The organism is Nocardia carnea NBRC 14403, assembly GCF_000308515.1.
GTDB lineage: Bacteria > Actinomycetota > Actinomycetes > Mycobacteriales > Mycobacteriaceae > Nocardia > Nocardia carnea.
Genome location: NZ_BAFV01000018.1, coordinates 214,822 through 237,826 on the forward strand (window position 1 = coordinate 214,822; position 23,005 = coordinate 237,826).

Genomic DNA, 23,005 nt, shown 5'->3' on the forward strand with positions numbered 1-23,005 from the left:
GGTGGCCCACCTACACATAGGGTTCGGCCTGCCGTTTGTTACGGCGTCGTCCGGCTCACACCCGGCCGACTCGGTATCGATTTCACTTCTGCGGCCCGGGCCTGTTAATGTCTGTCCCGCACCGCACGACGGGGCATGCGCCATTAGCTCAATTGGCAGAGCAGCTGACTCTTAATCAGCGGGTTCGGGGTTCGAGTCCCTGATGGCGCACCACCACCACAATTTCCGAACCTCGAGTTCGACACTCGCCAATTTTCGGGCAAAGTCCCAGCTCCCGCTGTATGCGCCGACTGCCTGCCGAATTCCGTTGATCTTCCTTGCGCGCGGCCCTGCGTCCGCTCACCGGTGTTCCGGACGTACTTTCCGCGATCAGCCAAAACCACCACCGCCTCACCGCTGTTCGCCGTCGACAAACGTGCCTACCGATACAACGCGGATGTGGATTCCGCCACAAGGACACCGCGCCGGGCGTAACTGATTTGCATCACCTTCGATCCCGGAAGGTGGCCGGACGCTCGCTACTCGGAGCCCGGGTCGGGTTCGCCGGGATCCATTACTGTGCTCACCATGAGTGAGCCCGGCCCGGTGACGGTAGCGGAGCGTGACCACGCCGGTTCCCGGCTCGTATGCCCGGCGGGAGCAGTATGAGCACCGTGGCGGCCACGGCCGGGCGGGCGCGGGTGGCAGCCTGGGGCCTCTGGGACTGGGGATCGGCCGCCTTCAACGCCGTGATCGCCACGTTCGTTTTCGCCGTCTACCTCACCGATAGCGTGGGCGATGATCTGCCCGGCGATATCTCCGCCAGCGCATGGCTTGGCTGGGCGCTGGGGATCGCCGGTTTGCTGGTCGCCCTGACCGCGCCGGTCATCGGGCAGCGTTTCGACGCGACCGCGAATCGCAAACGTTCACTGGCGATCATGACCGCGGTCGTGGTCGGCCTGATGGCCGCCATGTTCTTCGTTCGTGACGAATATCACTACCTGTGGCTGGGGCTGGTGCTGCTGGCACTCGGCCATGTTTTCTTCGAGCTTTCGACCGTGCCCTACAACGCCATGCTGCGCCAGGTGTCCACACCGGCCACCGTCGGCCGGGTTTCCGGTTTCGGCTGGGCAATGGGGTACTTCGGTGGCATCGTCCTGCTGCTGATCTGCTACGTCGGTTTCATCTCCGGCGACGGCGACGAACGTGGCCTGCTGGGTGTCGGCACCGAGGACGGGCTGAACATCCGGCTGGTGGTGGTCTTGGCAGCGGTCTGGTTCGCGGTATTCGCGCTGCCGGTGTTCTTCGCCGTCCCGGAGGTGCCCCGCACCGGCGCCGACCCGGGTGCCGCCACGGCGGGATTCTTCGGCTCGTACCGGGTGCTGTGGCGCGATCTGCGCGAACTCTGGGCGCTGGACCGCCGGGTGATCTGGTTCCTGCTCGCCAGCGCGGTCTTCCGGGACGGGCTCGCCGGCGTTTTCGCCTTCGGGGCGGTCCTGGCTGTGCAGGTGTACGGGATCAGCGATTCCGATGTCCTGCTGTTCGGTATCGGTGCCAACGTCGTCGCTGCCCTGGGCGCGATCGTGGCCGGCCGGTTCGACGACTCGGTGGGACCGAAACGGGTGATTGTGGTCTCGCTGGCCGGCACGGTGGTGTGCGGTACCGCGCTACTGCTCGTATCCGGGCCCGCGATGTTCTGGATCTTCGGCTTGGCCCTGACGCTGTTCGTCGGTCCCGCGCAGGCCTCCGCGCGTTCTTTCCTGACCCGGTTGACGCCGCCGGGGCGGGAAGGTCAGCTGTTCGGGCTCTACACCACCACGGGCCGGGCTGCCTCGTTCCTGTCGCCGACCCTGTTCGGTCTGTTCGTCTGGGCTTTCGACGCGGATCGGGCGGGTATCGCCGGGTTGCTGGTGGTGCTCGGTGCCGGGCTGATCGCGGTGCTGCTGGTTGCCGCGCCCGAGCGTGAGCAGAAAACTGCGCCCGCAGTGACCGGGTAGGACTCTCGCGGTCAGGGTTTCCAGACGCCCATACCGAGGGCGATGAGCCGGACCTGCGCGATCGTGCGCTCGATGATCGGCTGCTGTTCGCGCGGTGGGGCGGAGACGTAGTCGGCGATACCGTCGGTCACGGTCGCGACCAGTAGGTCGGCCGCCACCTCCAGATGGTCCGGAGACCAGGAGTCCAGCGCCGGCACCCGAGAGAGATCGGCCACGAGTTCTCGCACGATCAGTTGCAGTTCGAGTGCGATCGCCGTGCGCAGGGCCGCGCTACCGCCGCGCTGCTCCCGGATCAGGAAACCGAACAGCTCCCGTTTGGCGGCGACCTCGCCGAAGACGAAGCGCACGGTTTCCGACAGCCGCGCATCCGGGGTCCGGCGCAACTGCCGCAGGGCCAGTCGCAAGGCCTGCACACCTTCGTCGACGAGAGTGGCGCCGAGGTCTTCGAGTGAGGCGAAATGCCGGTAGAAGGCGGTCGGCACGATACCGGCGGAGCGGGCGATCTCGCGCAGGCTCAACGCGCCGAAACCGCGCTCGGCGGCGAGCGCGAGGGTGCCGTCGAGCAGGGCCTGCCGGGTGCGCTCCTTGCGCTCGACACGGCTCGCTCCCTGATCGGTCATTTCAGTGAGCATACAGCCGTTCACCATTCGATCTTCTCCATCTTGTCGTCCGCGTCACACCGATTCCTGGTTGACAGTTCCGTCGGGGTATCCGGCTCACTAGTTGAGTGTACATTCGTGCACCGAAACTGATCGAAGTTTCGTGACGCGACCGACAGACAGGGACGGAGAACTCCGATGGCCCTCCTCGACCTGGTACAGACCCTGACCACCCCGCACCCGGTGGACCGGTACCTGGAACTGGTGCGCCCGATGCTCACCGTCCGCGATATGCGGGCCCGGATCGTCGGCGTGGACCGGTCGGTGCCGGGCACGCTGTCGCTGAGCCTGCGCCCGACCCGGCAGTGGGACGGCCTGCTGTCCGGCCAGTTCGTGCAGCTGGGAGTCGTAATCGACGGTGTGCGGCACACCCGCTGCTATTCGCCGGTGAACTCCCAGCACGACCGGCGCCGCCGGCTCGATCTCACCATGCGGGTGCACCCGCACGGCCTCGTATCGCGCCACCTGCACGAACATGCCGAGCCGGGAATGGTCCTGGACCTCGAACCGGCGTCCGGGGTGTTCCATCTACCGCCGCAGCGGCCGGGCCGGGTGCTGTTGATCAGCGGCGGCAGCGGGATCACTCCCGTGCTGTCGATGCTGCGTACGCTCGCCGACGAGGACTACTCGGGCGAGGTGATGTTCCTGCATTACGCGCGGTCGCCGGAGCTGGTGCCGCATCGGGACGAACTCGCCGCCATCGCTGCCGGCCATCCGAACATCTCCGTGGAACTGCGGTACCCGGAGCGAGACGGTCGCGGGTTCGATCACGAAGAACTCGTCCGGGTGGCACCGTGGTTCGCCGAGGCGCAGGCATTCCTGTGCGGCCCGCCGCCGCTGATGGAATCGGTGCGCGATGTTTTCACCGCCGAAGGGCTCAGTGAACGCCTGCACACCGAGGAGTTCGTCGCGACGGCGATCCCCGTGGACACCGCCGAAGTGCACGGGGCCACCACCTTCTCCGCCAGCGGGGTCACCGCCGAGAACGCGGGGGCGTCGCTGCTCGAGCAGGCCGAAGCGGCCGGGCTCAGCCCGGAATACGGCTGCCGGATGGGGATCTGCTTCTCCTGCACCTCGGTGCGGCGCAGCGGCTGCACCCGCAATCTGCGCACCGGTGACCTGGAAACCGACCCCGACCAGCCGATCCAACTCTGCGTCCAGGCCGCCGTCGGCGACGTGGACATCGAAATCTGATTCCGCGGTGCGTCCCGCGCACACCGGAATCCGATATCCGAACCGAAGGGGAGAACACAGATGACCATCCTCACCGAGACCAAGGACGGACCGCTGGTCCTCTCGCCCGATCAGGTCGAGGAGATCGGCCGGACGCTCGACGAACTGCGCGACCGTCTCGTCAGCGATCTGGGCGAGCGCGACCGCGAATACATCTACAACGTCATCAAGGCGCAGCGCGGTTTCGAGATCGCCGGGCGCGGGCTGATGTATCTGGGTTTCCTGCCGCCGTTCTGGCTGGCGGGCGTCGCCGCGCTGAGCGTATCGAAGATCCTGGACAATATGGAGATCGGCCACAACGTGATGCACGGCCAGTTCGACTGGATGCGTGAGCCGAACCTGAATTCGCGGGTGTTCGAGTGGGATACGGTCTGCCCGGCCGACCAGTGGAAGCATTCGCACAACTACATGCATCACACCTACACCAATATCCATGGGCGCGACCGGGATATCGGCTACGGCGTGCTGCGTATCGACGAGGATCAGGATTGGCACCCGTACTACCTGGGCAATCCGCTGTACGCGTTCCTGCTGATGGTGTTCTTCGAATGGGGCGTGATGCTGCACGACCTCGAGGCCGACAACATCGTCAAGGGCAAGCGCAGCTGGGCGGACCTCAAACCGCTGCTCGAGGGGCAGTTGCGTAAGTCGGGGCGGCAGGTGCTCAAGGACTATGTGGCGTTTCCGCTGCTGTCCGGGCCGCTGTTCTTGTCCACCCTGGCCGGTAATGTGACCGCCAATCTGGTGCGCAACCTGTGGGCGTACTCGATCATCTTCTGCGGGCATTTCCCGTCCGGTGTGCAGAGCTTCACCGAAGAGGAGACCGCTGACGAGACCCGCGGCGAATGGTATGTCCGGCAGATGCTCGGCTCGGCCAATATCAGTGGTAGCCCGCTGTTCCACATCCTGTCCGGGAACCTGTCGCACCAGATCGAGCACCACCTGTTCCCGGATCTGCCGGCCAACCGGTATCCGGAGATCGCGCCGGAAGTGCGTGCCCTGTGCGAGAAGTTCGGCCTGCCCTACAACACCGGGCCGCTCGGGAAGCAGATCGGTTCGGTCTGGGCCAAGATCTTCCAGCTGGCCCTGCCGCCGCAGATCCAGCAGTCCCGGTTCGCCCGCTTCCTGCCCGCTGTACTGCGGAAACGCGAAGAGCCCGGTGTTATCGTGATGCGTCAGCAGAGTCCAACCGGAGCGGGCGTGTGATGATCGGCAAATTCGAGGCCAACAAGGATCTGATCCAGGAACTCACCTCCTCGGGCGCGCGCCGGATCGGCAATATCGCGGGGATCATCACCGGCACCGTCGCCGAGGTGACCCGGGAGGTCGGTGAGTGGGTCACCGATGCGATCGAGATGAACGAGGCCGCCGCCGCGGCCCGCCGCGATTCGGCTGCCGAGTCCGGCCGCGATTTCACCGAGCGAGTGGAGGAATCCGGTGATCCGGCTACCTCCGAGACGAAACCGACGGTGACACCCCCGGCTGCCGATGTGGTGGATGCCGACGTGGTGGACGCCGAGATCGCGGACCCCGACCGTCCCGGTAAACGTTTCTGAACAGGCCCGGTAGCCGCCCGGTGGGATAGTTCACACCGGGCGGCTACCTATGGGCTAACCTCTGGTCTCGTGCCCGCCTATGTTTCCTCCCCGGAGCTGACCTTCGGATTCCTCTTCGCGCTGGAGGATCCCGAGCGGATCGCCGAGGTGGTGCGGGGCCTCATGGAACGGAAGACGGTATCGGTCTTCCGGCTCGCGCGGTTGTCCGACGACGCCGGGCCGCCGGAACGCTACGTGGTGAACTGGGCCGCTATCCCGCAGATATCCATCACCACCGACGCGCCTGATGCCGATGTTCTGCGCGCCGAGCGGGTGATGCTGGTCAACGCGTTCCTGGGGGAGGGCGGCGAGGTCCGGCTGTACTCGGCCGAAGGACGAACCCCGGAGTAACACGGGCGCGGAACCCGGTGGTCCTCCCGTGACTGTTTGGTGCATCGCCGTTACCGAACTGTAGCCTTGTCCCGGGGTTCGAACGTAGGCGATGGGCAAGGAGTTGGACGCTGTGGAGAACGTATTACGGCTGTTGATCGTGCTAGGGGGCACGCTGGCCGTGACGATCGCAATCGGCTGGGCCATCGACCGCGGGCTGCGGTACTGGTCGGCCCGCCATCCGAAGACCCCTATTCCCGGCCTGCTGCGCCGGGTGCAACTGCCGCTGCAACTGTTCCTCGGATTCGCCGCGCTGCGGATGACCTACCCCTTGGCCGACCTGAACCTGCGGCAGGACACCGTGATCCTCAGTGTCCTCGCCACGATGGTCACCATGTCGGCGGTATGGCTGGTGGTGCGTATCGCCGACGCCGTCGCCGACGGTCTGCTCAACACCTATTCGCGCCGCGCCCGCGATCCGCGCCGGGTGCGCCAGCTGAACACCCAGTTCACCCTGATCCGGCGGATTTCCAGCACGGTGCTCGCTATCGCGACCGCCGCGATTGCCATGCTGGTGTTGTTCCCCGGGCTGCGCGTCCTGGGCACCTCGTTGCTGGCCTCGGCCGGCATCATCGGCATCATCGCCGGTGTGGCGGCCCAGTCCACGCTGAGCAACCTGATGGCGGGGCTGCAGATCGCCTTCGGGGATTCGGTCAAGATCGGCGATACGGTCGTGGTCGAGGGTGAGATGGGCACCGTCGAGGAGATCACGTTGTCCTTCCTGACCGTGCGGATCTGGGACGACCGCCGGCTTACGATGCCGGTCTCGTATTTCAACAGCAAACCGTACGAGAACTGGTCGAAGGGCGGTAACGAGATGACCGGTACGGTTTTCCTGCATCTGGACCACAGCACGCCGGTGGCCGAACTGCGCGCGCGTCTCTACGAATATCTGAGCGATCACCCGGATTGGGACGGGCGCAGCTGGAATCTGCTGGTCACCGACAGCACCCCGACCGGAATCGAAGTCCGTGCGTCCATGACGGCCCGCGATCCCGACGCCGTATGGTCGCTGCGCTGCGCGGTGCGCGAGGAATTGATCGGCTGGCTCAACGAGAACTACCCCGGTGCACTGCCCCGCCTGGCGGCACTGGACGGGCTCGACGCGCCTGCCCGGTAGCGGCGATTCCGGCGGGCATATCGCCGACTCCTTCACGAGTTGATCTCGATGGCGTGTCTTTGTTTCGTGTTCATCGCGAAACGATGTGTTGTACCTCACAATTGAGGTACGGCCGCGCTGAAATTCGGCCGGCCGGGGCCAGCACTCTCGAAGGAGCCCGATCGCTATGACTGCTCCCGCCGGTTATCCGGTCCGTATCCGCGGCGACCTGGATCCCGCGCTGTCGCGCTGGATGTGGATCGTCAAATGGATCCTCGCCATACCGCACTACATAGTTCTGTTCTTCTTGCATATCGGATATGCCGTGGTCACGATCATCGCGTTCTTCGCGATCCTGATCACCGGCCGGTATCCGCGGGCGCTGTTCGATTACAGCGTCGGTGTGATCCGGTGGTCTTGGCGAGTGAGCTTCTACGCCTGGACTCCGGCCGGAACGGACAAGTACCCGCCGTTCGCGCTGTCGGCCGACGACAATTATCCCGCGGATCTGGACGTCGACTATCCGCCGACCCTGCATCGCGGTCTGGTGCTGGTGAAGTGGTGGCTGCTGGCCATCCCGCACTACCTGATCATCGGCGCGATGACCGGAGCGGCCTGGATGGTGACCGACGACCCGGACGAGATGGCCAGTGCGGCCGGTCTTCCGCTGATCGGTGTGCTGACCTTGGTGGCACTCGTCGGTCTGCTCTTCGTCGCCCGATACTCCCAGGGGCTGTTCGACTTCGTGATGGGTGTCAATCGGTGGATGTTGCGGGTGCAGATCTACACGTCACTCCTGCGTGACGAGTATCCGCCGTTCCGGTTGGATCAGGGTGCTCGTGAGCAGACGCCGCCGGCAGTCGATACGACCAAACCCGAGGTCTGACCGGAACTCACCGTAAAAGAAAAAGCCCGAGGGCCATGGGCCCTCGGGCTTTCAGGGTGAGTGACGGGACTCGAACCCGCGACAGCCAGGATCACAACCTGGTGCTCTACCAACTGAACTACACTCACCATTGCCGGTTTGCACCGGCGGCCTAGATACTAGCGCGTTCACCCCGCTGTTAGCCAATCGGTTTCCGGTGTGGCGTTGACCTGGGCCTATATCGACTCTTCGGCTGCGGCCGCGATCTCCTCCGCCGACCGGGCGCTGACCTCGGCGGCAACGGCGGTGATCTCCGCCGTCGACGGTCCAGGAGCGGGGACGAATACCGTGCGCCGGTAGTACTCGAGCTCCCGGAGCGATTCCCGGATATCGGCCAGTGCGCGATGGGTCAGGCCCTTCTCCGGCTGGCCGAAGTAGATCCGCGGATACCAGCGCCGGCACAGTTCCTTGATGGAGCTCACATCGATCATCCGATAATGCAGGTGCTGGTCGAGCAGCGGCATATCCCGGGCCAGGAAGCCGCGGTCGGTGGCGATGGAATTACCGGCGAGCGGGACCACGCCCGCGGTGGGCGCGTACTGCTTGATGTAGTCGAGTACCTGCTGTTCGGCCTCGGCGAGGGTCACGCCGGATTTGCGGACCTCCTCGGTGAGACCGGAGCGGGCGTGCATATCGGCAACCACCTGCGGCATGGCGGCCAGCGCCGCATCGTCGGCGTGGATCACGATATCCACACCGTCACCGAGGACGTTCAGTTCGCTGTCGGTTACGAGGGCGGCTACCTCGATGAGCTTGTCGTTGACCAGATCGAGACCGGTCATCTCACAATCCATCCACACCACTAATTTGTCGGACACTCGTCCCACCCTAATCAGCCCGGCTGTCCATGCGGTGCAATCGCGGTGGTCACGATCTGTGAACGACTTCCGGCGGGTGGGTCGTCACCCGCCGAGCTTCTTGTAGAAGGCGCCCGCGACGGGAGCGGTGAGCGCCCGCGGACCGTAGTTGCCGGCGGTGCTCATTCCTTTACCGATCAGCCCCGGAACCACCCTGGTTTTGTTGCGGGCCAGGCCATCGATCGAAATCCGTGCGGTGTACTCGGAAGAAACCCAGAGGAAATCCGGGACCATGCGGTCGACGAGTGATGCGTCGGCGGGGTCGGGTGTTTCGGTACGTACGGGGCCGGGAGCCAAAAGTGTGACGTGCACCCCGGTACCTTTCAGTTCGCCGCGCAGGGATTCGGTGAAAGTGTTGGCGAAGGCCTTGCTCGCCGCGTACGTGGCGTTGTTCGGGATGGGCATATTTCCGGCAGCCGAACCGCTGACCAGGATGCCGCCGGCGCGGCGGGCCAGCATGTTCGGCAGCACCGCCAGGGTCAGGTCCTGTACCGCGACCGCGTTGAGTTCGAGCTGGGCGCGCTCGTACTCCGGATCCAGGCCGGTGATCGGACCGAAGGTCGCGATACCGGCGTTGTTGCACAGAATCGAGATATCGCGCCCGGACAGTTCCTCACTCAGCGGCGCGCGCTGCGCCCGGTCGGCCAGATCGACGGCGCGGACCTCCGCGGTGATGCCGTGTGTGCGGGTGAGCCGATCGGCGAGTTCGTCGAGCAGTTCGCCTCGGCGTGCCACCAGGATGAGCGAGTAGCCGCGTCCGGCGAGTTCGGTCGCCAGTGCCGTCCCGATCCCGGAGGAGGCTCCGGTCACGACGGCGCGGCTGTCGGCGGTAGGCGAAGGCAAACCCATTGGCACACCCTAGGTCAGAATGTGTGGGATGGACTTTTGCGGGTTGTCCCAACCGCGTCGAGGAGTGGACGGTGGCGTGAATCCGCATTCTCGGGCTTTTCGTTCCCGGACCGCCGGTATGGCGTAACCGGAAATTCATCGGCTGAACTGTCAAGTGCTGTTGAGTTCTGGTCGATCGGCTGGCTCATGCTCGGCGTAGGTGATCGAATGTTCTGCATGGCAAAGATGACGTGCACCAGGACGCACCGGCCATCCGGAAGGCCGGTGCCGTGACCACCGGTCCTACCGTGCGCCGGTCTCCGCTGTATCGGGCACCGGAGCCAGGCACCCGGCAGATGGGATACCGCGATGCGGGCCACAGCCCGCGGCTCCGGGTGTCTTTGACCACCGGCGACGATCTACTCGCGCGGATACCCGACAGCGATGTCGCGACCTTCCGTGCCGACGCCCACCGGCGCCTGACACCGGCGGAATTCGCACGGGTCGATGCCGTATACACCCAAGGGCTCGAAGCCACCTGCCGCTGGTTCACCGCGCGCAGCGGTCGACCCTGCCGCCACGATCTGGACCGCCGGGCCGACCCGATCTGGTTCGGCCACAACGAGGTGGTCTGGGCCGAACGGATGCGGACCGTGCTGCGGCCGCGCCCCACGGCGCGACGGTTTCCGCCCGCCCGCGGGGTGGGGCGGACCGACGAATGGCTGGACATTCTCGGGCTCTATCGATATCTCGGCGGTTTCGTCGCAGGCAGTCCCGGGCGGGGGCACACTGTGGTCCGGTTGCGCGGCGCCCAGGCAGCCTTCCTGCTGCACGGTATGCGCCTGGAGTTGCCACCCGACCTCAGCTACTCGGTCGGTACCGGGCTGACCACCGGGCGACTCGACACCACGACCGTCGAACGGATCCGGGAGCGGACCGCCGATCCGGTCGATGCCGCGGCCCTTGCGACGATGCTCTTCACCGGCGCCACCACGGTGGAGCTGGGTTGTGTACCGCGTGTGGCGTCGACGGGCGACGCGCTCGTCTTCACCGGACCGATCGGTTACTCCCGGGCCGCCGATGTGTATGTATGGGTGATTCCGCCCGCGGCTCGCGCCCTGTTGCAAGAGGTATGCGCCTACCGGGAAGCCCACCCGGACAGTGGGCCGAAATTGTTCGCCGGTGCCGTCGGCGCGGCAGGCGGTCGACTCCGCGACACCGCCGCGCGATGTGGGATCGCCCTGCCGGAATCACACCACTGGCACCGGAGCTGGATTCGCCAGACAGGACTGCTCCGTGGACAGGAGCAGCCGGAGTATGTGCGCAATACCGACCTGCTGTTCGGGCTCCGCCTTGCTTCTCGGCCGGGGCCGGTGCGTGGCGAGTAGCTCCGGAAAGCCTGACGCTACGGTCGATCTGACGTGTTTGTGCGGCGCCCAGATGGGTACACCCACTCCGACTGGCCCGAACAGCTCAGTCGGGTGGGTGGAGCGCCCCCGGCAGGAATCGAACCTGCGACCTAGGGATTAGAAGGCCCTTGCTCTATCCAACTGAGCTACGGAGGCAGTGTTTCCACCATGGCGGACAACGGCCGCGCTGTCCAGCCGAAAAGTGTAGCGATCGATCCGATCGTTTGTTTTGGCGTGCCCGAAAAAAGGCCCCGCCGGGTCCGTCGGGGCCCGCCGAACTACTCTCGAAGCTATGTCGTCAGTCCAGGCCCCCGCCGTCGAACCCGTCGCCGAGGCCGGTCGGCCGGGCGGGTCGGCGGCTGTGACGGGCGCGCTGACGGTGGTCGCCGGGACACTGGCGGCATTGGTCGCGATCCTGGTGGCGAGCGCCTCGGCGGCCCAGGCGCTCAGTCTGCTGGGAATCCCCGATCCCGGCCCGCTCACCACCTATGGCCTGCCCGCGGTACGGGCCCTCGCCGATCTGTTCGCGGCGCTCACCGTCGGCGCCCTGCTCTTCGCCGCTTTCCTCGTTCCGCCGCAGCGCAGTGGGTTACTCGATACCGGCGGCTACCGCGCGGTACGACGAGCCTCCGGCCTGGCATTCGCCTGGGCGGTCTGCGCGGCGCTGCTGGTACCGCTGACGGTCTCCGACAGCACCGGCCGGCCGGTAACCGAGGTCCTGGCGCCGCAGGAACTGTGGGGCGTGATCGACCAGATCGAACTGGCCGGCACATGGCGGGTCACCGCCGTCGGCGCGCTGTTGCTGGCCATTGCGTGCCGGCTGGCGTTGCGCTGGGGGTGGACACCGGTTCTGTTCGCCGGATCGGTCGCGGTGATGATGCCGCTGGCGCTCACCGGCCATTCCTCTTCGGGCGGGGCGCACGATGTGGCCACCAACAGCCTGATCCTGCATTTGATCGCCGCGGCGGTCTGGGTGGGCGGCCTGGTCGCGCTGCTCGTGCACGCCCTGCGCGACGGTACCCACACCGGCCTCGCTGCCCGCCGGTTCTCGCCGCTGGCGGCGGTTTCCTTTGTGGTGCTCGCGGTGAGCGGGGTCGTGAACTCCTGGGTCCGCGTCCCGGTGGACGAACTGTTCACCAGCACCTATGGGCGCCTGGTCCTCGCCAAGACCGCCGCCCTCATCGTGCTCGGTGTGATCGGGTACTTCCAGCGGCGCTCGGCGCTGCCGGCGCTGGCCGCCGAACCGGGCAGCCGGCTCGCGCTGGTCCGGTTCGCGGGGGTCGAAACGCTGATCTTCGCGGCGACCATGGGCCTGGCGGCCGGCTTGGGACGGACGCCGCCACCGCCGCCGACCAGCGTGCCGACCCCGATCGAAGTGGAACTCGGGTATGAGCTGGCGGGCCCGCCGACCGTTTCCCGGTTGCTGTTCGACTGGCGGTTCGACCTGATCTTCGGCACGGTCGCCATCGTCTTGGCGGTGCTGTACCTGCTGGGTGTCCGGCGGTTGCGGGCGCGCGGCGACAGTTGGCCGGTGGGCCGGACCCTGGCCTGGATGCTGGGGTGTGCCGTGCTGCTGTTCACGACCTCGTCCGGGGTCGGCCGCTATGCGCCCGCAATGTTCAGCGTGCACATGGGCGCGCATATGGCGCTGTCCATGCTGGTTCCCATCCTGCTCGCACTCGGCGGAGCGGTGACCCTCGCGTTGCGCGCGCTGCCGCCGGCCGGGCGGGACGGAGCGCCGGGGCCGCGGGAGTGGATTCTGGCGGCCGTGCACAACCCGGTCTCGCGATTGCTCACCCATCCCATCGTGGCCTCCGTGGTGTTCGTGGCCGGTTTCTACGCCCTGTACCTGGGCGGGATATTCGACACCTTCGTCGATTCGCATGCCGCCCACCTGTTGATGAATCTGCATTTCCTGGTCAGCGGCTACCTCTTCTACTGGGTGGTGATCGGTATCGACCCGAAACCGCGCCGAGTGGAACCCCTCACCAAACTCGCCATGGTGTTCGGATCGCTGCCTTTCCACGCGTTCTTCGGCGTGTTGCTGATGGGTATGAGCACCGTGCTGGGTGGCTGGTTCTACCGCAGCCTCGGTCTGGACTGGCATTCCGACCTGCTGGGTGATCAGCGCACCGGCGGCAGTCTGGCCTGGGCCAGCGGCGAAGTACCGTTGGTGGTGGTGATGCTGGCACTGCTGATCCAGTGGTCGCGCAGTGACGCCCGGCTGGCGCGGCGCACCGACCGTGCCGCGGAACGCGACGACGACGCCGAACTGGCCGCGCACAACGCCATGTTCGCCGAATTGGCCAAGCGAGATCGGGCAATGAAGTAGATGACCGAGCAGAAAACCCCGCTGACACCCTTACAACCGTTTCGCCGCATCTACCGGTCCGATGTCCGTGCGGCCCGGCGGCGGCTGGGCAGGCATATCCGCAAGACTCCGGTGTTCCACACCGTCGTTCCGGGGCCGGGCGGGCCCGTTCCGGTGACCTTGAAACTGGAGTATCTGCAGCACGGCGGCACGTTCAAAGTGCGCGGTAGCTACAACGCGCTGCTGTCGGAGCGGGTATGCCCGGAAGATGTCGTGATCGCCTCCGGGGGAAACGCGGGGATCGCGGCGGCCCTGGCCGCGGCCGGTATGGGTAAATCCTGCACGGTGGTGGTGCCCGAATCGGCACCACATACCAAGGTCGCGGCGATGTGGTCGCACGGTGCGGAGGTGCGCTGGCACGGAACCACCTATGCCGAGGCCTACGAGCACGCGCGCGAGCTCACCGCGGAACGCGGTGCGCTGCAGTTGCACGCCTACGACCTGCCTGCGGTGGTGGCCGGCGCCGGGGTGATCGGGCTGGAAATCGAGGAACAGGTACGCGGCCGGCCGCCGGTGCTGGTCGCCGTCGGCGGCGGTGGCCTGGTGGGCGGGGTCGCTGCGGCGGCCGGTCGGCGCCGGGAGATCGTCGGGGTGGAACCCGAAGGAATCCCGACGATGCATTCGGCCCTCGCTGCGGGCAAACCGGTCGATGTCGAGATCTCCAGCGTCACTGCCGACGCCCTGGGGGCGACGCGGCTCGGGGAGATCTCGTTCGATATTGCCCGTCGTTACGGAGTCCGCTCGGTATTGGTCACCGACGACGCGATCACCGAGGCTCGCGACTACCTGTGGCGAGAATTCCGGATCGTGGTGGAGCTGTCCGGTGCGGTGGCGTTGGCGGCAATTCTCAGCGGTGCCTACGTTCCGCCGGAAGGTCAGCGCCCGGTGATCGTGCTGTGCGGGGCGAATACCGAACTTCCGGTGCTCTGAGCTGCCTGGATGGGTAACGGCTGCACCGTCCTTCTCCGTGCTGTGGACGCCGAGGTCCTCGCCGGCCGATGATCGAGGCCGACGCCCGGCCGAACGCCGTGGTGCCGTCGGGGGGTGAAAGGCTTGAATTCCACAAGTGCGCCGATACCGGTGAGTTGTCCACAGATCTGCATTCCGTCCGCCGCGGTGCCCCGGACGCGGGCACGATGAAATGGTCCCCGGAATCGCGGGGCGGGGGTTGCCCGGGGTGCCGGGCTCGACGAAGGGGGGACTCGTGTACGAAACTCTGGCAACAGTGGTGGGTACGGTGGTGACCGAGCCGATCAAGCGCGATCTCGCCGGCGGCGAGCAGATGCTGAGCTTCCGATTGGCCAGTACCGCGCGCCGGCTCGACCGGGAATCGGGTGAATGGGTCGACAACGGGATGCTGTTCCTGACGGTGAGCTGCTGGCGGCGCCTGGTGGCAGGCGTCGATGCCTCCATCCAGCGCGGCGATCCGGTGATCGTGCAGGGACAATTGCGCTCGAACGAATACCGCACTCGCGACGGCGCCGAGCGCCGGGATCTGGAGATGCGGGCCCATACCGTAGGGCCCGACCTCACTCGCTGCACCGCCCAGGTGGTGCGCCGGCGCACCGGGTATGCGATGGTGACCGGGAATAATCCGGCCGATCCGGACGCTGGGACGGCCGGAGACGGGGTGGCGGGGGAGCAGGACCATCCACTGGGGGAAAGTCGGCATCCGGCGACCGGCCGGTGAACGCCGACGTGTGAAACCGCATCGATGTTTGACGGATAGGGTGATCGCCATGGCTGAGTTCATCTACCAAATGAAGAAGGTTCGTAAGGCGCACGGCGATAAGGTCGTGCTCGACGATGTCACCTTGAACTTCCTTCCCGGCGCCAAGATCGGCGTCGTCGGCCCCAACGGCGCCGGTAAATCCAGCGTGCTGAAGATCATGGCCGGATTGGATCAGCCGAACAACGGCGAAGCCTTTCTCGCGCCGGGTGCAAGTGTGGGGATCCTGCAGCAGGAGCCGCCGCTGAACGAGGAAAAGACGGTCCGCGGCAATGTCGAGGAGGGCCTCGGGGAGATCAAGGTCAAACTCGACCGGTTCAACGAGATCGCCGAACTCATGGCCACCGATTACTCCGACGAGCTCATGGACGAGATGGGCAAACTCCAGGAGGATCTCGACCACGCCGACGCCTGGGATCTGGATTCCCAGCTCGAACAGGCGATGGATGCCCTGCGCTGCCCGCCGCCGGAAGAGCCGGTCACCAACCTCTCCGGCGGCGAGCGCCGCCGCGTGGCGCTGTGCAAACTGCTGCTGAGCAAACCCGATCTGCTGTTGCTGGACGAGCCGACCAACCATCTCGACGCGGAGAGTGTGCTGTGGCTGGAGCAGTTCCTGGCGCAGTACCCGGGTGCCGTGCTGGCCGTCACCCACGACCGGTACTTCTTGGACAATGTTGCCGGCTGGATCCTCGAGCTCGACCGGGGCCGGGCCATCGGGTACGAGGGCAACTACTCCACGTACCTGGAGAAGAAGGCCGAACGCCTCGCCGTGCAGGGTAAGAAGGACCAGAAGCTGCAGAAGCGGCTGAAGGACGAACTCGCATGGGTACGCTCCGGCGCCAAGGCCCGCCAGGCCAAGAACAAGGCGCGGCTGGGGCGCTACGAGGAGATGGCCGCCGAGGCCGAGAAGATGAAGAAGCTGGATTTCGAGGAGATCCAGATTCCGGCCGGCCCGCGACTGGGCAGCGTCGTGGTCGAGGTCGAACATCTGGACAAGGGCTTCGGCGATCGCCAGCTGATCAAGGATCTCTCGTTCACGCTGCCGCGCAACGGCATCGTCGGTGTGATCGGGCCTAACGGCGTGGGTAAGACCACTCTGTTCAAGACCATCGTCGGTCTCGAGGAACCGGATAGCGGCACCGTGAAGGTCGGCGAGACCGTCCAGCTGAGCTATGTCGACCAGACCCGGGCCGGAATCGATCCGAAGAAGACGGTTTGGCAAGTGGTTTCGGAAGGGCTCGACTATATCGAGGTCGGCCAGCAGGAGATGCCGTCGCGTGCCTATGTCAGTGCCTTCGGGTTCAAGGGCCCGGATCAGCAGAAGCCGGCCGGCGTGCTCTCCGGTGGTGAACGCAACCGCCTGAACCTGGCACTCACCCTGAAACAGGGCGGCAACCTGATCCTGCTCGACGAGCCCACCAACGACCTGGACGTGGAAACCCTCGGATCGCTGGAGAACGCGCTGGAACAGTTCCCCGGCTGCGCCGTGGTCATCTCCCACGACCGGTGGTTCCTGGACCGTACCTGCACGCATATCCTCGCCTGGGAAGGTGACGCCGACAACGAGGCCAAATGGTTCTGGTTCGAAGGCAACTTCGAAGCCTATGAGGCCAACAAGATCGAACGCCTCGGCTCGGAAGCCGCACGGCCGCATCGGGTGACGCATCGCAAACTGACCCGCGGGTAACGCCGTAGATCTTTTCCCGCGACCCGGTTGCGGGACTACCCTCGGGGCGGCGTCGGTATATCTTCCGAAAAATCCGCATCCAAGGGAGTGGGAAATGACGGTCTCGTCCGAATTGTCCAGCGAGGCTTGGGTTGCCGAACTGCCGGACAACCTCCGTGCCGGCCTCCACGCTCTGGAGGAGGGATATTTCCGGCATGTGGGCACCGACGAGGCGGACTGTGAGATCTCCAGTGCCGAGCTCACCTTCCGGGCGCATCTCGCACTGGCCCTGACCCGGCAGCCGGGTCAGGGCTCGGTGCGGGTCCACCACCCCGACGACGGGTCCGGGCTGGGCGCCGCGGTGCAGATCGTCACCGACGATATGCCGATGCTCGTGGATTCGGTCACGGCCCTGCTGGCCCGGCTGGGCGGTACGGTACGCGAGGTCATCCATCCCATCGTCACGGCGGAGCGGGATGCCGACGGCCGGCTCCGGGCGGCCTGGCCGCACGATGCCGATGCCGAGCACACCGGTTCACCGACCGGCCGCGAAAGCTGGATTCATCTGCAATTACATCCCGCGACCAGTGCCGAGCTACTCGACGAGATCGCCGCCGCCGTACCCGGGGTGATCGGCGATGTCCGGCAGGTGAGCAACGATACCGACGCGATCCACGCCGTGCTCCACGATCTCGCGGCCGGACTCGACCGGGTCGGTGATGCCGTCGTCACGGCAGATACCGATATCGCCGCCTCGGACTGTGCCGGGTTGCTGCGCTGGATGGCCGCCGGAAATTTCACCGTGCTCGGCTATGCGCGGTACCGCACCGAAGCCGGCGAGCCGGTGCCGGTGCCGATTCCGGATTCCGCACTCGGGGTGCTGCATCCGGGTACCGGGATAGGTTTCCAGGTACCGGTCGTCACCGGTGCGCCGCGTCTGCTGCGGATGACCCAGGGCCTCGTCCCGGTCACCATGCAGCGGGCGGTCTATCCGTTCTTCATCGGTGTGGCCGATGTGAACGACGCGGGCGAGATCCACGGCGAGCATCTGTTCATCGGTGTCTTCACCGTGACGGCGCTGCACGAGAACGTCCTCGATATCCCCGTGGTGGGCACCCGGGTGCGCTCGGCCATCTCCGGTAGTGGTTTCGATCTCGATTCGTTCTCCGGTCAGGCGATGCTCGAGGTCATGCAGGGCTTCCCGCGTACCGAACTGTTCGCCTGCGATGCGGCCACGCTGCGCCGCATCGCGGCCGCGGTACTGAATGTGGGGCTGCGCCGGCAGGTTCGATTGTTCCTGCGGGTCGATCCGTACGGCCGCTTCGTCGCGGCGATGGTGTACCTGCCACGGGACCGCTACACCACCGCGGTCCGGCTGGAGATGCAGGACATTCTGGTTCGCGAACTCGGCGGTGCCTCCATCGACTACTCGGCCCGGGTGAGCGAAAGCGAGCTCGCGAGTGTGTATTTCACCATCCGGTTGCCCGGTGCCGATACCACCGAGCCGGTGCGGGTGTCCTCGGCGGAGGAGATCTCCGAGCCCGAGCGGCTGCGCATCCAGAACCTGCTCGGTGAGGCGAGCCGCACCTGGGACGATCATCTCAACGACGAGGTGAGTGCCTCGACGGTGCTGGACCCACAGATCGTGCGTCGCTACTGCGAAGCGTTCCCGGACGCGTATAAACAGGATTTCAGCGCGCGGCGGGCCCTGGCCGATATCGACCGTCTGGAGCGTTTGCGAACGGGCAATATCGACCAGCACCTGTACCGCGTCGCAGAGGCACCCGCCGGCTCCTGGCGGTTCACGCTCTATATCGGCGGTGCCGGTATCTCGCTGAGCCAGGTGCTGCCGGTGCTTCAGAGCCTCGGGGTGGAAGTGCTCGACGAACGGCCGTACCGGATCCGGCGGGAAGCCGACGGTATCGGTACGGTCGGCGAACGGTGGATCTACGATTTCGGCTTGCTGGCGAGCGCTGAGCTGTTGCGCGCCGCACTCGATCAGGACCTCGACGCCGAACTGCTCGAGGTCGCACCGGGGACGCGGGCGCGTGCGGCCGGAGTCCGCGACCGGTTCACCGAAGCATTCGACGCCATCTGGTACGGCCGGGCCGAGGCCGACGGCCTCAACGAACTCGTTCTGCGCGCCGGACTGACCTGGCGTGAGGTCGCCGTTCTGCGGACCTACGCGAAATACCTGCAGCAGGCCGGATTCCCCTACAGCCAGGTCAATATCGCCCGCGTGCTGCACACCTATCCGGACACCGCACGATTGTTCGCGCGATTGTTCGCTGCCCGATTCGACCCGGACGGGTATTCGGGCGAGGAGGCCGATCGGCTCGAACAGCAGGTGCGTGAGCGGATCGACCAGGTCGTCAGCCTGGACGCGGACCGAATCCTGCGGGCCATGCTGGGGCTGATCCGGGCGACCCTGCGCACCAACTACTACGTCACCGACACCGACGACGCGGCCCGGGAATTCATCTCGGTGAAGGTCGAGCCTCAGGAGATCGCCGAACTCCCGCAGCCGCGGCCGAAGTACGAAATCTTCGTGTATTCGCCGCGGGTGGAGGGTGTGCATCTGCGGTTCGGTGCGGTGGCGCGGGGTGGTTTGCGCTGGTCGGATCGGCTGGAGGATTTCCGGACCGAGATTTTGGGTTTGGTGAAGGCGCAGGCGGTGAAGAATGCGGTGATCGTGCCGGTGGGTGCGAAGGGTGGTTTCGTGGTGAAACGGCCGCCGGCCGTTACCGGGGACGCCGCCGCCGACCGGCAGGCCCGGATGGCGGAAGGTGTCGAATGCTATCGGACCTTCATCTCCGGTCTGCTGGATATCACCGATAACGTCGATCTGGCCGGGGGGCAGGTGCTGCCGCCGGATCGGGTGGTGCGCCGCGACGGTGACGATACGTATCTGGTGGTTGCGGCGGATAAGGGTACGGCGGCGTTCTCCGATATCGCGAATGATGTGGCGGGGCGCTACGGGTTCTGGTTGGGGGATGCGTTCGCGTCGGGTGGTTCGGCCGGCTACGACCACAAGGCGATGGGGATCACCGCGCGGGGTGCGTGGGAGAGCGTGAAGCGGCATTTCGCGGAGCTGGGAGTGGATACGCAGTCCCAGGACTTCACCGTGGTGGGTGTGGGGGATATGAGTGGGGATGTGTTCGGTAACGGGATGTTGTTGTCGGAACATATTCGGCTGGTCGCGGCGTTCGACCATCGCCATATTTTCTTGGATCCGGATCCGGATGCGGGGTCGTCGTTTGCCGAGCGGCGGCGGTTGTTCGGGTTGGCGCGGTCGAGTTGGGCTGATTACGATCGGTCGTTGATCAGCGCGGGCGGCGGAATCTACGACCGCACGGTGAAATCGGTTCCGATATCTCCCCAGGCCCGTACGGCACTCGGACTGCCGGAGAACACCGTTTCGCTCGCGCCGCCGGAACTGATCCGGGCGATTCTGCAGGCGCCGGTGGATCTGCTGTGGAACGGCGGTATCGGCACCTATATCAAGGCGAGCACCGAAACCAATGCCGATGCGGGCGATAAATCCAACGATGCGGTGCGGGTCGACGGGAACCAGTTGCGGGTGAAGGTCGTCGGCGAGGGCGGCAACCTCGGTGTCACGGCGCTGGGGCGGATCGAATTCTGCCGCAACGGCGGGAAGATGAACACCGATGCGCTGGACAATTCCGCCGGAGTCGATTGCTCCGATCACGAGGTGAATATCAAGGTCCTGCTCGACGGTGTGGTCTCGGCGGGGGAGCTGGATCTCGCCGACCGCAATCCGCTGCTGGCGGAGATGACCGACGAAGTCGCGCAGATGGTGTTGCAGGACAACGTCTCCCAGAACTATCTGATGGGGATTTCGCGCGCCGAAGCGGTTCGGATGTTGAATGTGCATCGGCGGTTGATCGAGGAATTGGAGAACAGCCGGGGGCTGGACCGGCAGCTCGAGGCGTTGCCTGCCGATACCGTGCTGAAGCGCCGGCTCGAGGAAGGGGCCGGCCTCACCTCGCCCGAACTCGCCAACCTGCTGGCCCATGTGAAACTGGCGTTGAAAGCCGACCTGCTGGCCGGGGACCTGCCCGACAGTGCGTTCTTCGGCGCCCGGCTCCCCGACTATTTCCCGACCCCGCTGCGCGAGCGGTTCGGGGCGGCGATCAAGAAGCATCGTCTGCGGCGGGAAATCGTCACCACGATGATCGCCAACGAGGTGGTGGACCACGGTGGGCTCACCTACACCTTCCGGCTCGGCGAGGAGATCGGTGCCACCGCCACCGATACGGTGCGCGCCTTCGCGGCCGTCACCGAAATCTTCGGGCTGCACGAGATCTGGGAGCGGATCCGCGGCGCCGACACCTCGGTGGGGGTACGCGACCAGCTCGAATTGGAAACCAAACGAACCCTGGACCGCGCCTCGCGGTGGCTGCTCACCAACCGCCCCCAGCCGATCGCCGTGGGTGCGGAGATCAACCGGTACCGCGTGGGTATCCGCGAACTGGCGCCCAAGGTGCCCAGCTGGTTGCGCGGGCACCATGTCACGACACTGACCGATCACGCCGCCGACCTGGTCGCGCACGGGGCGCCGCTGGATCTGGCCACCGAGGTCTTCGGGCTACTGCACCTGTTCCCGCTGCTCGATATCGTCGATATCGCCGATATCACCGACCGTTCCGGTGACGAGGTGGGCTCGCTGTACTACGCGCTGAACGAGCATCTGAAGATCGATTGGCTGCTCGAGGCCGTGAGCCATCTGGAACGCGGCGATCGCTGGCATGCGCTGGCCCGGCTCAGCCTGCGCGACGATATGTACAGTTCGTTGCGCTCGCTCACCCTCGATGTGCTCTCCGGCGGCGACCCGGAGGAGAGCGCGGACGAGAAGATTGCATACTGGGAGTCCAAGAATCAGTCCCGGCTCGGTCGCGCCCGCGCGGCGTTGGCGGAACTGTTCGAGTCCGGAACCCACGATCTCGCCACGCTGTCGGTTGCGGCGCGGCAGGTGCGCAGCATGGTGAGTGGGGTGGGTGCCCAATCGGAGGTACCACGGTGACGAATGCTTCTGGCAACGGTGCAGGTGCCGAGGTGGCCACGGCCGCCCCGGCGCCGCGCTTCCACACGGCCGTCCATGTGCGCTGGTCGGATATGGATGTGTTCCAGCACGTCAACCACGCCCGGATGGTGACGCTGCTCGAGGAAGCGCGGATCCCCTGGCTGTTCGAGGCCGATCGCCCCACTGTGGCACTGCGTAACGGCTGTGTCCTGGCGGATCTGCACGTCAAGTACCGCGGTCAGTTGCGGCATGAGGACACCCCGCTCGATATCGCCATGTGGATCGAGGAGTTGCGCGCCGTCGATTTCACCGTCGCCTACGAGGTACGGCCCGCGGGTGCCACCCCTGGCTCCCCGGCCGCCGTCACCGCCACCACCCAGCTGGCGGCGTTCGATATCGAAACCCAGCGGCTGCGCCGGCTCACCGAAGCCGAACGGATTTACCTGGCGCAATGGATGGAAGCATGAGCACTGCCACTCCCACGATGCCGATCCGCTCGTGACATCCGACCAGCGAGTCCTTTCTGTACCGGACCCGGCAGAACGCGAGAATCTGGCCACGTTCCTCACCCGGGCCCAGCGGTTGGACCCGGCGGCGGTGGTGCGATTGCGCCGGCGTGGAGAAGGTCTGGTGACCGCGTGGGTCGCCACCGGCTTCGAAGCGCTGGCCACCCGTACGGTCGGCGCCGAGCTCATGGTCGACGATGCGACGGTCGGCGCCGAAACGGTACTGGTCGCCTTGGACGCGCCCGGCCCGATCGATCTCGGTTACTCCCTGGATTCGGCCTGGCGTGGCGCCCTGCCGCCCACCAGTGGGTTCGGCCATATCGACGACCTGCCCGCCCGGACCCTGGTGGAGCTGGCCGAACGCGGGGTCGAGCTGGCGAAGGAACACGGATCGAACCACGGCCCGCCGGCCTCACTGCTCGACCAGACGGTGATCACCGTCTCGGCCGACGAGGACGAGGTACAGATACCGATGCGGGTGGTGTTCGCGCTCACCTCCATGGATTTCATCCCGCACTCCGGAGACCGCGCGGAGGCGAACCGGATCCCGCCCGGGGAGTCGGTCCGCGTCCGTGCGACCAGAACGTGGCTCCGCCTGGATGCCCGCTACGGTTCCATCGCCCGGCGCAGGACCGGAAGTATTTCGCTGACGCCCCGATAAGGCCGCACTCCATCCGGCGCGGCATACCTGCCGGTCGCCGTCGTCCTTGCATCCGAT

General features: G+C 66.1%; 18 protein-coding genes and 3 tRNA genes. 16 read left to right on the top strand and 5 right to left on the bottom strand.

From position 1 onward, the window contains the following. Positions 1 to 137: 137 nt before the first annotated feature. Positions 138 to 213: transfer RNA gene (locus ON22_RS06335), tRNA-Lys, on the top strand. 431 nt (positions 214 to 644) lie between these two features. Beyond that, positions 645 to 1,976: an MFS transporter gene (locus ON22_RS06340; protein ID WP_033246010.1), complete on the top strand. Its 1,332-nt coding sequence runs from the start codon at positions 645 to 647 to the stop codon at positions 1,974 to 1,976. Between the two features lie 11 nt (positions 1,977 to 1,987). Here the strand turns inward: ON22_RS06340 and ON22_RS06345 are convergent, their stop codons facing one another. Further along, positions 1,988 to 2,596: a TetR family transcriptional regulator gene (locus ON22_RS06345; RefSeq protein WP_231508696.1), complete on the bottom strand. Its 609-nt coding sequence runs from the start codon at positions 2,594 to 2,596 to the stop codon at positions 1,988 to 1,990. A gap of 177 nt (positions 2,597 to 2,773) precedes the next feature. On the opposite strand from ON22_RS06345, the gene ON22_RS06350 reads away from it, so the two are divergent. The 6 genes from ON22_RS06350 to ON22_RS06375 all read left to right on the top strand — a co-directional run bounded on the left by ON22_RS06350 (position 2,774) and on the right by ON22_RS06375 (position 7,838). After that, positions 2,774 to 3,829 carry a ferredoxin reductase gene (locus tag ON22_RS06350; RefSeq protein WP_033246012.1) on the top strand — a complete coding sequence of 352 codons (1,056 nt, stop codon included), beginning with the start codon at positions 2,774 to 2,776 and terminating at the stop codon, positions 3,827 to 3,829. A 60-nt stretch (positions 3,830 to 3,889) separates the two neighbouring features. Next, positions 3,890 to 5,074, top strand: a complete 1,185-nt coding sequence (locus ON22_RS06355; protein WP_033246013.1) for a fatty acid desaturase family protein — start codon at positions 3,890 to 3,892, stop codon at positions 5,072 to 5,074. Continuing rightward, positions 5,074 to 5,424, top strand: a complete 351-nt coding sequence (locus tag ON22_RS06360) for a hypothetical protein (protein WP_033246014.1) — start codon at positions 5,074 to 5,076, stop codon at positions 5,422 to 5,424. The genes ON22_RS06355 and ON22_RS06360 overlap by 1 nt, the downstream gene beginning before the upstream one ends. A gap of 69 nt (positions 5,425 to 5,493) precedes the next feature. After that, entirely contained in the window at positions 5,494 to 5,814 is a 321-nt protein-coding gene (locus ON22_RS06365; protein WP_033246015.1) for a hypothetical protein, read from the top strand. Positions 5,815 to 5,905: 91 nt separating this feature from the next. After that, complete coding sequence (locus ON22_RS06370; protein ID WP_231508697.1) at positions 5,906 to 6,973, top strand: mechanosensitive ion channel family protein; 1,068 nt, start codon at positions 5,906 to 5,908, stop codon at positions 6,971 to 6,973. Positions 6,974 to 7,139: 166 nt separating this feature from the next. Then, on the top strand, positions 7,140 to 7,838 hold the full coding sequence (locus ON22_RS06375) for a DUF4389 domain-containing protein (RefSeq protein ID WP_033246016.1): 699 nt from the start codon (positions 7,140 to 7,142) through the stop codon (positions 7,836 to 7,838). Between the two features lie 55 nt (positions 7,839 to 7,893). Here the strand turns inward: ON22_RS06375 and ON22_RS06380 are convergent. The 3 genes from ON22_RS06380 to cmrA all read right to left on the bottom strand — a co-directional run bounded on the left by ON22_RS06380 (position 7,894) and on the right by cmrA (position 9,583). Next, positions 7,894 to 7,966: transfer RNA gene (locus ON22_RS06380), tRNA-His, on the bottom strand. Positions 7,967 to 8,053: 87 nt separating this feature from the next. Continuing rightward, positions 8,054 to 8,695 (bottom strand): oligoribonuclease, encoded by a 642-nt coding sequence (orn, locus tag ON22_RS06385; protein ID WP_033246017.1) that lies wholly within the window; start codon positions 8,693 to 8,695, stop codon positions 8,054 to 8,056. 84 nt (positions 8,696 to 8,779) lie between these two features. Next, complete coding sequence (gene cmrA, locus ON22_RS06390) at positions 8,780 to 9,583, bottom strand: mycolate reductase (protein ID WP_033246018.1); 804 nt, start codon at positions 9,581 to 9,583, stop codon at positions 8,780 to 8,782. Positions 9,584 to 9,852: 269 nt separating this feature from the next. On the opposite strand from cmrA, the gene ON22_RS06395 reads away from it, so the two are divergent. Continuing rightward, positions 9,853 to 10,950, top strand: a complete 1,098-nt coding sequence (locus ON22_RS06395; RefSeq protein ID WP_156052375.1) for a hypothetical protein — start codon at positions 9,853 to 9,855, stop codon at positions 10,948 to 10,950. A 103-nt stretch (positions 10,951 to 11,053) separates the two neighbouring features. Here the strand turns inward: ON22_RS06395 and ON22_RS06400 are convergent. Next, positions 11,054 to 11,127 (bottom strand) — tRNA-Arg (locus tag ON22_RS06400). Between the two features lie 136 nt (positions 11,128 to 11,263). Between ON22_RS06400 and ON22_RS06405 the strand changes: the two genes are divergently transcribed. From ON22_RS06405 to ON22_RS06435, 7 genes are all read left to right on the top strand, one after another. Beyond that, positions 11,264 to 13,303, top strand: coding sequence for a bifunctional copper resistance protein CopD/cytochrome c oxidase assembly protein (locus ON22_RS06405; protein WP_033246020.1), 2,040 nt, complete (start codon positions 11,264 to 11,266; stop codon positions 13,301 to 13,303). Next, complete coding sequence (locus ON22_RS06410) at positions 13,304 to 14,272, top strand: threonine/serine dehydratase (RefSeq protein ID WP_051157211.1); 969 nt, start codon at positions 13,304 to 13,306, stop codon at positions 14,270 to 14,272. A gap of 274 nt (positions 14,273 to 14,546) precedes the next feature. Then, entirely contained in the window at positions 14,547 to 15,032 is a 486-nt protein-coding gene (locus tag ON22_RS06415; RefSeq protein ID WP_081595371.1) for a single-stranded DNA-binding protein, read from the top strand. A gap of 49 nt (positions 15,033 to 15,081) precedes the next feature. Continuing rightward, positions 15,082 to 16,758, top strand: coding sequence for an energy-dependent translational throttle protein EttA (ettA, locus tag ON22_RS06420; protein WP_033246089.1), 1,677 nt, complete (start codon positions 15,082 to 15,084; stop codon positions 16,756 to 16,758). A gap of 94 nt (positions 16,759 to 16,852) precedes the next feature. Then, on the top strand, positions 16,853 to 21,781 hold the full coding sequence (locus ON22_RS06425) for an NAD-glutamate dehydrogenase (protein ID WP_043739877.1): 4,929 nt from the start codon (positions 16,853 to 16,855) through the stop codon (positions 21,779 to 21,781). Between the two features lie 32 nt (positions 21,782 to 21,813). Then, on the top strand, positions 21,814 to 22,248 hold the full coding sequence (locus tag ON22_RS06430; protein ID WP_033247402.1) for an acyl-CoA thioesterase: 435 nt from the start codon (positions 21,814 to 21,816) through the stop codon (positions 22,246 to 22,248). 31 nt (positions 22,249 to 22,279) lie between these two features. Continuing rightward, positions 22,280 to 22,948 carry a DUF8185 domain-containing protein gene (locus tag ON22_RS06435; protein WP_033247362.1) on the top strand — a complete coding sequence of 223 codons (669 nt, stop codon included), beginning with the start codon at positions 22,280 to 22,282 and terminating at the stop codon, positions 22,946 to 22,948. Positions 22,949 to 23,005 lie beyond the last annotated feature (57 nt).